The sequence below is a fragment of the Providencia rettgeri genome (assembly GCF_041075285.1).
Classification (GTDB): domain Bacteria; phylum Pseudomonadota; class Gammaproteobacteria; order Enterobacterales; family Enterobacteriaceae; genus Providencia; species Providencia rettgeri_G.
This window is the reverse complement of the sequence record NZ_CP163512.1, coordinates 1197932-1211867: the sequence shown is the minus strand read 5'-3', so window position 1 is coordinate 1211867 and position 13936 is coordinate 1197932. Positions and strand designations below refer to the sequence as shown.

8 protein-coding genes are annotated in these 13936 nt (G+C 40.4%); 1 reads left to right on the top strand and 7 read right to left on the bottom strand.

Annotated features, from left to right (window positions below; all coding sequences use genetic code 11):
* The first annotated feature begins 274 nt into the window (after positions 1–274).
* The gene (gene mfd, locus AB6N04_RS05435; protein ID WP_369310878.1) at positions 275–3718 is read left to right on the top strand and encodes a transcription-repair coupling factor; all 3444 of its coding nucleotides are present in this window, start codon (positions 275–277) and stop codon (positions 3716–3718) included.
* Positions 3719–3769: 51 nt separating this feature from the next.
* Here mfd and umoD read toward each other — a convergent pair whose 3' ends face one another.
* The 7 genes from umoD to lpoB all read right to left on the bottom strand — a co-directional run bounded on the left by umoD (position 3770) and on the right by lpoB (position 13934).
* Positions 3770–4363, bottom strand: coding sequence for a UmoD family flagellar biogenesis regulator (gene umoD, locus AB6N04_RS05430; protein WP_369310877.1), 594 nt, complete (start codon positions 4361–4363; stop codon positions 3770–3772).
* Positions 4364–4929: 566 nt separating this feature from the next.
* Positions 4930–6234 carry an NAD(P)/FAD-dependent oxidoreductase gene (locus AB6N04_RS05425; protein ID WP_369310876.1) on the bottom strand — a complete coding sequence of 435 codons (1305 nt, stop codon included), beginning with the start codon at positions 6232–6234 and terminating at the stop codon, positions 4930–4932.
* 662 nt (positions 6235–6896) lie between these two features.
* Positions 6897–8516, bottom strand: a complete 1620-nt coding sequence (locus AB6N04_RS05420) for a bifunctional UDP-sugar hydrolase/5'-nucleotidase (RefSeq protein ID WP_369310875.1) — start codon at positions 8514–8516, stop codon at positions 6897–6899.
* A 39-nt stretch (positions 8517–8555) separates the two neighbouring features.
* The gene (locus AB6N04_RS05415) at positions 8556–9908 is read right to left on the bottom strand and encodes an OprD family outer membrane porin (protein ID WP_369310874.1); all 1353 of its coding nucleotides are present in this window, start codon (positions 9906–9908) and stop codon (positions 8556–8558) included.
* Between the two features lie 1334 nt (positions 9909–11242).
* A complete protein-coding gene (gene nagZ / locus AB6N04_RS05410) occupies positions 11243–12265 on the bottom strand; it encodes a beta-N-acetylhexosaminidase (protein WP_369310873.1) in 1023 nt (340 codons plus the stop codon).
* A 213-nt stretch (positions 12266–12478) separates the two neighbouring features.
* The gene (locus AB6N04_RS05405; RefSeq protein WP_369311995.1) at positions 12479–13354 is read right to left on the bottom strand and encodes a phosphotransferase; all 876 of its coding nucleotides are present in this window, start codon (positions 13352–13354) and stop codon (positions 12479–12481) included.
* Between the two features lies 1 nt (position 13355).
* Entirely contained in the window at positions 13356–13934 is a 579-nt protein-coding gene (gene lpoB, locus AB6N04_RS05400; protein ID WP_369310872.1) for a penicillin-binding protein activator LpoB, read from the bottom strand.
* Between the last annotated feature and the right edge of the window lie 2 nt (positions 13935–13936).

Below are 13936 nucleotides of genomic sequence, written 5' to 3'. Positions count from 1 at the left end.
AATCTTGAATGCCCCTGTTGCCAAAGCGAAGTGTTCAGCGATAATAAAGGCTACGATTGATGAATGGAACCACTCAACGGTTTTTTTTCTTCTTTCACCGCTTTTTTGTCTGAAATTCAGACAAATTACAGGCTAAGACGGCTTGTTTTGCCGTTAATTTTATAGTTTAACTATCGGTTAATTTATTTAAGTGTCAATCATCTAAAGACCGTCTATTATTGTTCTGACGTTCGTTTAACTGCTAACTAATCGCTGTGAGATACCAAAGATTTCTATGTCCTCAAAATTTCGTTATGAACTCCCTAGTCGTAGTGGCGATGTTCGCCATTTAGGTTGCCTTATTGGGGCGGCTGGTGCACTTGAATGTGGAGAAATGATACAACGTCATCAAGGGCCTGTTGTCATTGTGACGCGTGATATGCAAAATGCATTGCGCTTACGAGATGAAATTCAACAGTTTACACATCACCCTATTGAGACACTTTCTGATTGGGAAACATTACCTTATGATAATTTCTCCCCACATCAAGAAATCATTTCTCATCGTTTATCAACACTTTACCGTCTACCTACCTTGCAAAAAGGGGCATTAATTTTACCTGTTAATACCTTGATGCAAAAAGTGTGTCCCCCTGATTTTTTAACCAGCCATGCCCTCCTCATGGCAAAAGGTGACAAGCTGTCCCGTGACAATTTACGTGACGAGTTAGATAAAGCAGGTTATCGCCATGTGGAGCAAGTATTAGAGCACGGCGAATATGCGACACGCGGCGCTTTGCTCGATTTGTTCCCAATGGGAAGTTCCCTGCCATTTCGTATTGATTTCTTTGATGATGAAATCGATAGCTTGCGTACCTTTGATGTCGATACACAAAGAACGCTAGAAGAAGTCACCAGTATCAATTTACTGCCAGCACATGAGTTTCCAACCGACAAAGACGCTATCGAGCGTTTTCGTAGCCAGTGGCGCGAACGCTTTGAAGTACGCCGCGATCCTGAGCATATTTACCAACAGGTCAGCAAGAATATGCTCCCCACGGGCATCGAGTATTGGCAACCACTGTTTTTTGCGCAACCGCTGCCATCATTGTTCGACTATTTACCGCCTTCTAGCTTAATAGTTTCGCAAAACCTACAAGAAGCTGCCGAACGTTTTCAAACCGATACTTTACAACGTTATGAAAGCCGTGGTGTTGACCCAATGCGACCATTACTTCCTCCCGCTGATTTATGGTTAACCGTGGAGCAACTTAATCAACATTTAAAACAGTGGCCGCGTATTCAGATTTCACCGGAAGCTCTCCCTAAAAAAGCAGCAAATACCAATTTAGATTATCTGCCGCTTCCAGATATCAGCACGCAAGGGCAAAGCAAAACGCCATTAGAAAAGCTTCGCCAATTTAGTGAGCAATTTGATGGAACCCTTATTTTCTCTGTGGAAAGTGAAGGTCGCCGCGAAACAGTGACTGAATTACTAGCTCGGTTAAAAATTCGCCCTGAAATTATAGAAAGTTATACCAGCCCAACCACCTCACGCTTTGCGATTACTATTGGTGCGGCAGAGCGCGGTTTTATCCAATCAGGCGTTAATAAAGCGCTAATTTGTGAAAGTGACTTATTAGGCGAACGCGTTGTTCGTCGCCGCACCGATAACCGACGTACCATTAATACTGACACGTTGATCCGCAACTTAGCAGAACTGCGTCCGGGTCAACCTGTCGTGCATATTGAACATGGTGTTGGTCGCTACCAAGGGTTGATCACCCTCGAAGCTGGCGGGATTAAAGCTGAATATCTTATTCTCACCTATGCAGGGGAAGATAAACTGTATGTTCCGGTGTCTTCTTTGCATTTAATTAGTCGCTATGCAGGTGGTGCCGATGAAAACGCTCCTCTGCATAAACTAGGCAGTGATAGCTGGGGGCGTGCTCGTCAAAAAGCAGCCGAAAAAGTCCGTGATGTTGCCGCCGAGCTACTTGATATTTATGCGCAACGCGCAGCAAAAGCGGGCTTTGCTTTCAAACATGACAAACAGCAATACCAAGAATTTTGCCAAGGTTTCCCCTTTGAAACCACACCAGACCAAGAAATGGCTATCAACGCAGTATTAAGCGATATGTGCCAGCCATTAGCAATGGATAGGCTAGTTTGTGGTGATGTCGGTTTTGGGAAAACAGAAGTCGCGATGCGAGCTGCATTTTTGGCTATCAACAATAATAAGCAAGTCGCAGTGTTAGTGCCAACCACCCTACTTGCTCAGCAACACTATGATAACTTTAGAGATAGGTTTGCAAACTGGCCAGTTCGCATCGAAATGCTGTCTCGCTTTAAAACCACCAAGGAGCAACAGCAAATTATCGCTGAAGCCGCTGAAGGTAAAGTGGATATCTTGATTGGCACACATAAATTACTGCAAAGTGATATTGTGTGGAAAAACTTAGGCTTATTAGTTGTCGATGAAGAACACCGATTTGGCGTTCGCCATAAAGAGCGCATTAAAGCCATGCGTGCAGATGTGGATATTTTAACCTTAACTGCAACGCCAATTCCTCGTACGCTGAATATGGCCATGAGCGGTATGCGTGATTTATCCATTATTGCAACGCCTCCCGCACGCCGATTGGCAGTAAAAACGTTCGTTCGTCAATATGATGAATTAGTGGTTCGCGAAGCGATATTGCGCGAAACCCTACGAGGAGGGCAAGTTTATTATTTATATAACGATGTAGAAAACATCGAAAAAGCCAAAGCGAGACTTGAAAACTTAGTCCCTGAAGCTCGCTTTGTAGTCGGTCATGGCCAAATGCGTGAGCGTGAGTTAGAGCGTGTAATGACTGACTTCCACCACCAACGTTTTAATGTTTTAATTTGCACCACTATTATTGAGACAGGTATTGATATCCCAACAGCCAATACCATTATTATTGAACGGGCCGATCACTTTGGTTTAGCACAATTGCACCAATTACGCGGCCGCGTTGGGCGTTCCCATCACCAAGCCTACGCTTATTTGTTGACTCCGCACCCGAAAGCCATGACAACCGATGCACAAAAACGCCTTGAGGCAATTTCTTCCCTTGAGGATTTAGGTGCAGGCTTTGCACTCGCGACCCATGACCTCGAAATTCGTGGCGCAGGTGAATTACTTGGTGAAGATCAAAGTGGGCAAATGACCACAATAGGCTTTACGCTATATATGGAATTACTGGAAAGCGCTGTCGATGCATTAAAAGAAGGTCGAGAACCCTCATTAGAAGACTTAACCAGTCAGCAAACGGAAGTTGAATTACGCATGCCAGTCTTATTGCCTGATGACTATATCCACGATGTGAACATGCGGCTCTCATTTTATAAGAGAATTGCAAGCGCGAAAGATAGCCAAGAGCTAGATGAGTTACGTACAGAACTGATTGACCGTTTTGGTAGCCTACCTGATGCAGGTAAATTTCTATTATCGTCGGCCGCTATTCGTCTACAAGCACAATCATTGGGTATAAAACGTATTGAAGCTCATGAAAAAGGCGGTTTTATTGAGTTTAGCGAGAACAACAAAGTTGACCCGAGTTTCTTGATCAGCTTATTGCAAAACCAACCCAAAATTTACCGCTTAGATGGTCCTGCGCGTTTAAAATTTTTCCATGATTTAACAGACAGGATCACCCGCCTTGACTTTATTAAACAGTTGCTAAGTCATTTTGAAGAGCATCCGATCGTTTAATTCTACTCGGGGCTATGATATGAATAGCCCCGATTTGATCTTGAAGCGAGTTTATTCAAAAAAACCTAATGTATTTTTATTAGGTTGTAATCTCAGTACGCTAGAAGCGTTTGAAAGTGGCGTTTCATCTTGCTGCAAGCAATAAAAGGGTAAAAGCTCTTTAACGTCACTACGCACCGTTTCACAAATGACGCTAGAAGAAGATAAATCTAAGCGTCCTTCTTCATTTAACGGAATAAAAATCGAGGGAGCATAAGAGGTTCTGACCTTACCGATCGTTTTCCCTATCTGATAAACCACATCATAGCCGACAACCACCAGCTCCATTCTCTGCGTCTGTACACAGGTTTTATTTTGGTTATCAAACAGCGATGGACCACCTTTACCTTGCAAGGCCTCAATCATAAAAATCATTTTGCATTCGTTTTGCGCAGGATGAAAACGCGACAAGGATTGCTGATTAAATGTGCCAAGCACCCCGGTTAATGTACAGTTTTCATACTCAACCAGGCGATTAGCCTTTATAGGTTCTACCGATAAAACAGTAGCAAGCTTAACCTCAGGTTGTCTAATGGACAATGAAACAGCAAATGTAACAAGGCAAATCGCTACTGCGGCTAATAACAACTTAAATTTTAGCTTCATCAACTTGCCCTTATTAAATGCCCATATATCTATTGTAACTATTACGTTGGATAATTCGATCTTTACCCTAATAATTCACATTTTTTTAGAATTATCCTAAGTTAAATAACAGTTTTAAATTTTTTGCTTTGATATTTATTATTAATGTGATGTTTAACAAAATAAATTAACAATTCTATACTTGACAGATAAAAACACTCTCCAAAATAACACTTATCACTTTGAATTTATTTATAAATTTATGCTTTATATAAAAATTCACCTCTATTTTAATTAAATGTTTTGTTTAAAATTTATTTCTGAAAATAATTATTTCGCTAATTCTATCACTTATTTAAACATCACTCATGATGCTTGTTCAATGTTAAACGATTTAGCGATACCGAAGTTTGATCTAAATAGGAATAAATGCAAATACAGTTCTAACCTAATGAAAAAACACTCAATTAATATGTTATATTTGCCTAGATGCTTCTCATTGTGAGACGAAAAATTGGTGCACTTGGTTATTTTCACAACCAAGTGCACCACATTAACACTTAACGTTATTTATCTACCAATTTAAATTAATGTAATTTAAGTTTTGGTCTAATAATTCGGTTAATGCTGCCTACTAACATCATTAAGCCCGTTTTAATGTAACCATGCAGTGCAATTTGGTGCATACGGTATAGCGAAATATAAACAAAACGAGCAATACGCCCTTCTACCATCATATCACCACGCATCAAATTGCCCATCAGGCTACCCACTGTACTAAAACGGGAAAGCGAGACTAAAGAACCATGATCTTTGTAGATATAGTCTTTGAGTGGTTTCGCTTTCATCAGTGCTAGAATATTGTCATAACATAAGCTAGCCATTTGATGTGCAGATTGCGCCCTTGGCGGAACGAAGCCTCCTTCCGGTTTTGCACATGATGCACAATCCCCAATAGCAAAAATCATCTCATCCAATGTAGTTTGTAACGTTGGTTTGACGACTAATTGATTAATACGGTTTGTTTCTAAGCCCGCGATATCTTTCATAAAGTCAGGTGCTTTAATGCCCGCCGCCCAAACCATAAGGTCCGCATAAATTTTACCGTCGTCCTTAGTATTTAGCCCATCAGCATCAGCACTAGTGACCATGGTTTTCGTCAATACCTTTACCCCAAGCTTGTTCAGCTCTTGGTGTGCAGCCCCTGAAATTCGGGGGGGTAACGCAGGTAAAATGCGCTCACCCGCTTCAACCAGCGTCACATTTAGTGCATCCGTGTCTAACCCTTTGAACCCATAGCTGGTTAATTGTTCCACCGCATTATACAGTTCAGCGGATAACTCAACCCCTGTCGCCCCCCCACCGACAATTGCAATATTCACTTTTTCTTCGGCATTATCACGCACGGAATAACGCAAAAATAGATTTAGCATTTCATCGTGAAAACGATGTGCTTGATGAGGGTTATCCAAGAAAATACAGTGTTCTTTAACACCGGGGGTCCCAAAGTCGTTCGATGTACTACCCAGTGCCATCACTAAAATATCGTATTCCAACTCACGTAAAGGCACCAATAATTCGCCGTGTTTATCGCGCAGCTCACCTAATACAATTTTTTTATTCTCACGATCAATATTTGTTAGTGAGCCCAATTGAAAATTGAATGCATTATGCCTTGCATGAGCGAGATAACTGATAGCATCGACCCCATCATCCAATGAACCGGTCGCCACTTCATGAAGTAAGGGTTTCCAAAGATGGCTAGGGTTGCGATCAACAAGCGTAATATGGGCTCGTTTCTTGCGGCCAAGTTTGCGGCCTAATCGTGTTGCGAGCTCTAAGCCCCCTGCACCACCACCAACGACAATAATTTTGGGTTGAGATAAGGTCATAAATTCCTCGAACAAATATATTAAAGTTATTTAAGATTTCTAGTGATAAAAATCTTAGATAACAATAATTAACAAGCTATCTTTCTTAACGAAGAGTAAGAATATCACGCTTGGTCTATTGGTAATACCAAATATTGATTCACATCAATTTAGTTGATTATTATGACATAGACAACTTGCGTCAAATCATTTTTCACTCAGATATGAATCGAGTCAGCTTGATGCCGTAAAATGTCAATCAAATGATCCAATTCCCCTTTTATCACTAGGGGCTGTTTATCTTTGATGGTCAATTTTTATTCGAATTAAAGCCATCTTAGGCAAGGCAAGAGCCTCTCAACGCAGCATTAAATGAGTGAAACGTGCTTTAATCGAACCCGTAGGGCAGCGTTTAGGGACAATAGTCGATTTAAATTGTCATCAGTCAGCCACTGATGGATACATTTTTCACTTTTTGGATTGTTTTTTGACCTTTTTTAACGGTAAAAATCATCAGCAAAGATAAATAAGCCTATAATGATAATGAGTATTATTATCATAATTTTATTTTAAACCATATTATTGATTACCGTTAACGGTTTAAGTCATAAACTAAATGATAGATAATAAAAAACCCGAAGTGGCAATCACCTCGGGTTCAATTATTCAAAAATCAGCTCTGATTATTTGATTTTTTTAATCCGCACGTCTGTTGGAACAGAAATCGGCGAGTTATCTTTGAAGTATTTCATCAATGCTTCGTTATCTGGCACGCTATAAACACGGTCTTTCCCTTCATTAAACGCAGAGAAACGACTACCACCAGTTGCTAAGAACTCATTTGCTGCAACACGATATGTTTTATTCATATCTAATGGTTTACCATTTAACTTCATTGAGCTTTGGATAACTTTGTCTCCCACTGGGCGGCTGTCGTCCCACTCATAGTAGAAGCCTTTAGACACAGGCATGACTTGCGGACGTGCACGATCCCATTGCTGCTCTAGCGCTTTTTTAATTTGAGCCCCCGTCAAGGACTGCGTTACCACCACGTTAGAGAATGGCTGAACAGTAAAGATATCACCGTAAGTCTGTTCACCTGCTTTCATATCAGCACGAATACCACCGCTGTTCATAAAGGCGATTTGAGCACCACCTGCATCTTTTGCAGAGGCCACATACAGTTGACCATCAGCAATGATTTTACCTAGCGTTGAGTCTCCACCAGACAACAATTTTTTGTCTGAATCCGCATTCAGTGATCCCATCACTTCTTGGGAAATTGGCAGTGCTATTTTTTCGTATTTTTGTACGAACGTGGTTAACTCAGGATTTTTCTCATAACGCTTAGTTTCAACGGGGATATTTTTCGCTTTGATGCTAACAATATCTTTTGTGTTTCTATCAATCTCAATATTTAACTGAGACAGTAGCGTTCCGTTAGACTGTGCAGAAATAACCGTTTTACCGTTGATTTCACAATTATATGCCTGATGAGTATGCCCACTCACCACAAAGTCAACTGCACCATCTAATTGATTAACGATATCAACAATTGGGCCTTTGATATTATCACAACGGTTAATATCTTTAACTTTAGTATCAACCTGTTGCGTTGCCCCTTCATGGATCAACACACCGATGCTATTGATACCCTGAGCTTTTAACAGTTTAACTTGATTGTTGATGGTTTCTACTTCATTTTTGAACTCTAAACCTGCGGTGCCACTTGGCGTTACGATAGCAGGCGTCCCCTCTAACGTTAAACCAATAAACGCCATTGGGATACCATCAAACTCTTTAATAAAATAGGATGGGAACAGGGTTTCACCTGTTTCTTTCACTATCACGTTAGCCGCTAAGTAGTTAAAATCAGCCCCTGCAAACGAATCTTTACCGATACAACCCGCGGTTGGGTGGCAGCCACCATTTTGTTTTCTCAGCAGCTCTTCTTTACCTTTATCGAATTCATGGTTACCGACAGCACTGGCTTCCATACCAATTGCACTTAATGCTTCGATTGTCGGCTCATCATAGAACATAGAAGACAATAATGGGCTCGCACCAACTAAGTCACCAGCACCAACAACAATCGTTTTATCGTTTTGCGCACGCAGTTGATTAACTAATGTTGCGATAGATTCAATCCCCCCTAATTTACCATCACCAGGGGCTTGTAATGCACCGTGGAAGTCATTGATTCCAATAACTTGCACTTTAACTGTATCGGTCGTTTTGGTTGCACAACCCGCCAATAGCGCACCGGAAATCAAAACCGTGAGTAATCCAATTTTATGTTTCATTTTTCAACCCTTTTATTGTAAGCAGCACTCAACTGCCGACTACATTTTGAAGCGATAAGTTGTGGTCATAGAACCAGACAACGAGTGCGCACGACGTGAGTGACCGTCATACAGTTTTGGTGTTGTATAATCATTTTCTTGACGATGGTGCCAACCCAGACCGCCGCTTAATGAAACCGATAAGTTTTCTGTTGGTTTCCAATAGCTAAACAGACCAAATTGACCTTGTTTTAATCTTTCGCCTTCATATTTAAATTCTGAATAGTTAGTACGTGCACCAACAGACAGCTCTTTATTGACACGGTACTCAGCCGCAAAAGCGACCATGGTTTCACCATCACGAACATAGTCGATATCTGAGTAAGCTGGTGAGTTAAAGCGACCGCGAGTATTACCGATTGGGTTACGAGCAAACTGCCCAACGCCGTTCGCTTTTTTCGCTTGAGTATACGTTAAGCCACCACTGAGCTTCCATGGTGTTTCAGGAACACGCCATTCCGCCGTTCCTGCATAGTGCCACGCACGCTTGTCAAAGTTACGTTTACCTTTGGCATCGTTGGTTTCAGTACGTTTGCCGTCACTACCGTATTCATGGTTATAAATTTGTGTGCCGAGTGTTAAGTCAGACGTCAGCTTATATTTAGCTTCAAGGCCTTGTTGGCGGAATAAATCATCTGCTTGACCATAGAAATAATGCACTTGCAGTGGTTTAGTTTTGTAGTTAATACCACCTGTGATCACGTGATTTACGTTATGACGTTTACCATTACCATCAGTAAAATACATTGCATCAATATTTGGGCTATCGCGACGCATCACTTTTTTGTCGAGATATAATAAATCCAAGCTCCAATCATCAATTGCCGTATTGGTGTAATAACCACTGTAGCTGTTTAAAGATAAACGTTGTGAGTTAGTGAAAATACCTGTATTTTTCAGTGTAAACCACCCCGCTTTTGCATTAAATTTAACGGGATCTAAATCTAATTTAACTTTGGCGTAACGCTGACCTATTTTGTTATATCCTTTTGCATGGCCATCATCGTTATATAAAATTGCACGGGAGGCAAAGTCTTTACTTGCGCCTAATTTAATACCACCGTAATAAGATGCATCAAATCCAATCACATCCGCAAAATACCCTGAAGTAAAATCAGCTTGAAAGTTTTGACCCCAAGCATTAGCGACTTGTTTTCTATAACGCCCTTCTTCTTTATCAAAACGGTTTTCTGTCTTCAAGTATTTCCACATATTACGTGTAGACAACTCTAACTCTGAATCTGCAATAAATGCATTTTCTTTGATTGAATTTTCCCAATTGCTCGCATTTGCCATAGTAACTGCTAAACAGCAAGGAGAAAGCATTAATAGCGCAAGATTTTTAACTTTCATTGGAATTAACCTAGTTCATGATTATTTGAATTAGTTTTATGTTGTTCCATGTTTCTCTGAACAACAAATCACCATTTTTTATTTTTAGCTTAATAAAACAATTTAACTTAACGATAAACAAAACATCCCTTTCAAACACTAAAGTCATTTTTTAAATAAAAAAATTCAATACAGCTATTTAGCCGCATACGTGTTTACTTTTTGAGTTAATAAGGTGTTATCCTTATTGGTAAAACTTAATAAATTTTAATTATTTTCGAGATCCCCTCACTTAATTTTCATCTTTTATTTTGGTTAAGTGGCAATCAAGCTAACCAATATTTAAACAACATAGTAAGTCTAATTTGTATTCAAACTCATTGTGACTCATTCTCTTTTTTTCAGGCAAAGTTAACCTATGAGAAATAAGCATCTCTGAATTTATCGCTCTATTTGGTTTAATATCTTGTTGGTAAATGGCGTTCTTTTTCAGTACGCTGTATTTTTCATCGTACTGTCATAAAACTATCATAATATGAATGCTATCGTAATTTTACGTCAATTAAAACGATCACTGTCACAACATGTTACATAAGTTGCATTTAATACCTTTGTTAGTGTGATTTATATCACACACTTAAAGGGACGATCTTTTTATTTAAATTAAGTGAATTAAAGCCAACGAACCGCATTTCCTTTAAAGGTCAAAAAAAATCCTTTAAAATCCGAGAGTAACAATAGTATTCCATTTCTATCTTTCTTATCAAAATGGCTATATCGCCATTCTTTCTGTCAATACCCCATTAGATTTTGGAATATCAAATCAATATGCTCTTTTCATCCTGCGAGATAAATCAACTCATATGCATAAAGGCGAGGCAAATCATTTGCGTTAAATAAAGAACAAAATAACAAGTGATTGCCACCTTAATAAATTTAGTTATAAGCCAAATTCACAAACTATAATACAACCTTGTGTGAAAATAATTGAAAGCCACCGTCAATTATTTTAATCTTAAATTATTAGCCTTAACTTTTTGTACGCTTATTAGTCGTATTAATTAGGAAAGTTACGATATTAGAGTATATTTGTCCCCTACCCCGTTATTGGGTTAGGTTTGTGCGGATTATATTTGTCTTACAGAGAAATAATTTCCATCAAAAAATAAGTATGATTATTTTATGGAAATAAATATGAGAAGATTAAATATTATTTAACAACGTTACGGGTAACGTTATTATAAATAATACATTCGATCAATGCGCTAATTTGAACACTTCACACTTTAGCTAATCATGACACAAAAAAAGCCAGTCAGATCTGTGTCTCACTGGCTTAATCGGCGTTCTGTTAATTATTGTTTAAATTCTTGCCATCTATTATGTAAATCCACCAGTTTACGATTGCTTTCTTGCCAACGTGCTGTATTTTGTAATTCCTTCAAGCTGTATTGGCGGCCACTGTGATATAACTGTGCCCCTTGGCTATCCGGCTGTTTTGGTAAATTATCTAGCACACTCACTGCGCCTTGACGGTTATTACAAACCAAAACCATATCACAGCCTGCACTTAACGATGCTTTTGCCCTTTCTGGATAGCTTCCCATAATCGCAGCACCTTCCATCGATAAATCGTCCGAAAATATAACGCCATTAAAACCAAGCTGCTCACGCAAAACTGATTTTAACCAGAAAGGTGAACCACTTGCAGGGCGGTCATCCGCCTGCGTATAAATCACATGGGCTGGCATGATAGCATCCAATAATTCACGCTGGATAAAATCTTTAAATATCGACATATCTTTATTGCGGATCACATCCAAAGCACGTTCATCCCTTGGCGTTTCTTTATGGGAGTCCGCTTTCACTGCACCGTGACCAGGAAAATGCTTACCCGTCGTCTTCATTCCTGCGCTATGCATGCCTTTAATAAAGCGTTCAGCCATCATCATCGCCATTTCCGGGTTTTCATGGAATGAGCGCTCACCAATCGCGATACTTTGGTGCCCCAAATCGAGCACAGGCGCAAAACTAATATCAATATCCATCGCTATCATTTCTGCTGCCATCAGCCATCCTGCCTCTTGTGCAAGTTTGGCACCGTCATGTTCATTGTTCAGTGCTGCAAATGCTTGTGCCGAAGGTAGTGCGGTAAAACCATCGCGAAAGCGTTGAACGCGCCCGCCTTCTTGGTCAACGGCAATCAATAAACGGTTTCTTGATGCATCGCGGATTTGACGAACCAGTTCGCGCAGTTGTTCTGCATCATGAAAGTTACGGGTAAATAAAATTAACCCGCCCACCAGCGGATGAGCTAATATTTCACGTTCTTCATTGTCCAATTCATATCCTTGGACATCCAACATTATCGGGCCCATAACCTGCCTCACTTATTTCACTCATTATCTGTATATAGGTTGTGCCAAACATTTAGCCTAGGGGATGTTTATCTTTGCTGCTGATTTTTACCGCTAAAAAAGGCAAAAACACAATCCAAAAAATGGATTAATTATCCATCGTGTTGACTGGCGACGGTTTGAATCCAATGTTGCCCCTAACGCGACCCTACGGTTTAGATTAAAAACCGACCATCAAAGATAGACAGCCCCGTGCAAATTGAAATATTGCCTTAATGGCTGAGAGTGTAGCAAAAATTCGGTTTGTCGACTTTCATTCCACTGCACTTCATACCACATTAATGTCATGTATTTTACCCAAGGAGACCATAAATTACAGTGATACATTAACTGGAATTTATCATGGTAGGCCCCTTGAATATCACAATATTGCCCAAGGAATTGCTGGCGTTGATTTTTGGTAAAGCTATTGAATTGAAAATAGGTTTCTAGGGAAAACGCAATGTCCGTATTTGCTGCATATTCCCAATCCAATAGCACCAACTGCCCATCGTCTTTGATAATCATGTTGTTAGGGTGAATATCCATATGCGCTGGTGCGATTTTCAGTGCCTTTGGCATCTTTTTTTGTAGGAAATCATGATGAAGTCGCTTCCAACGCGGGGAAAAACGCTGTGGATCTATACGTTCTCCATAATGCGCAATTTCCGCCTTTAATGGTAATGTGTAGGTCAATAACGGTGAACAATGTAACCTTGCAATGGTATTAGCCAGTTTCCGTTGAAAATCCATTGAGTAAAACAGGTTATGGCTGGGGTGATGACCTTCACACCAAGCTAAAACTAACCACTCAGCATTACGTGCAACAACCCTTTGCGCAAAGGGTAAGTGTTGGATTTGCCTTAAGATGCGTGCTTCTTTACGCCTAGAAACATACAACGCATTTTGCCGATGTGTATCCGCTCGAGCAAGCAGTTTTAATGGGTGATCAGGGTGCAGGCTTTCGATTAAAAAACTGCCGCCTGATAACCCTATCAATGGGGTTATTTCCCAGCATTGTGCAGATATTGCTGGGAAATTTTTTGAAAGTAAAACAAGCAAAGACGGCATGTTACTCAATATTGTTTTTTCCAGTCCAAATAATTTCCCCTGTTTGCACTTCCATTAATTGCATTTCAAGACGACGCTCTTTGTTTGAGCCTGACATCACACTGTAAATCACATAATCCGCTTGCACATACCGACCTAAACCAATCGCTTTACTGCGCGTTACCAAGCTATCTTCTTGGGATAAACCCAGTGTCTTACGTGCTGCGTTGACGACATCTTGTGGAACAACATTAAAACGATGTGTGTTCTCCACCGCCGACACCATATTTGATGTGATAAGCTGAACCGGGAGCGCTCCATTGGTATTATTTTTCACTGAATCTACCAGCAAAACTTTACCCGGCTCCACCCCCTCTGCGGCTGCCATTTGTGAGACAAGTGGCGATATCGCTGCTGACCAATCCGTTGTTTGCTGCTTAGGCGGCGTTGGCACCTTATCTGGTGGAGGTGGTGGTATCACCTCGGGTTGTTGCGGTTCAATAGGCACTATCGGTGGCTGCTTAACGGGCTCTTGGGGAGGGTATGACGGGCACCCTGCCAAGATAAGCGTTGCCGCTGCAACCATTAAGATCCGTTTCATTA

Coding starts and splice junctions, on each gene's coding strand:
- mfd (WP_369310878.1), top strand. CDS start 275: ATGTCCTCAAAATTTCGTTATGAACTCCCTAGTCGTAGTGGCGATGTT.
- umoD (WP_369310877.1), bottom strand. CDS start 4,363: ATGAAGCTAAAATTTAAGTTGTTATTAGCCGCAGTAGCGATTTGCCTT.
- AB6N04_RS05425 (WP_369310876.1), bottom strand. CDS start 6,234: ATGACCTTATCTCAACCCAAAATTATTGTCGTTGGTGGTGGTGCAGGG.
- AB6N04_RS05420 (WP_369310875.1), bottom strand. CDS start 8,516: ATGAAACATAAAATTGGATTACTCACGGTTTTGATTTCCGGTGCGCTA.
- AB6N04_RS05415 (WP_369310874.1), bottom strand. CDS start 9,908: ATGAAAGTTAAAAATCTTGCGCTATTAATGCTTTCTCCTTGCTGTTTA.
- nagZ (WP_369310873.1), bottom strand. CDS start 12,265: ATGGGCCCGATAATGTTGGATGTCCAAGGATATGAATTGGACAATGAA.
- AB6N04_RS05405 (WP_369311995.1), bottom strand. CDS start 13,354: ATGCCGTCTTTGCTTGTTTTACTTTCAAAAAATTTCCCAGCAATATCT.
- lpoB (WP_369310872.1), bottom strand. CDS start 13,934: ATGAAACGGATCTTAATGGTTGCAGCGGCAACGCTTATCTTGGCAGGG.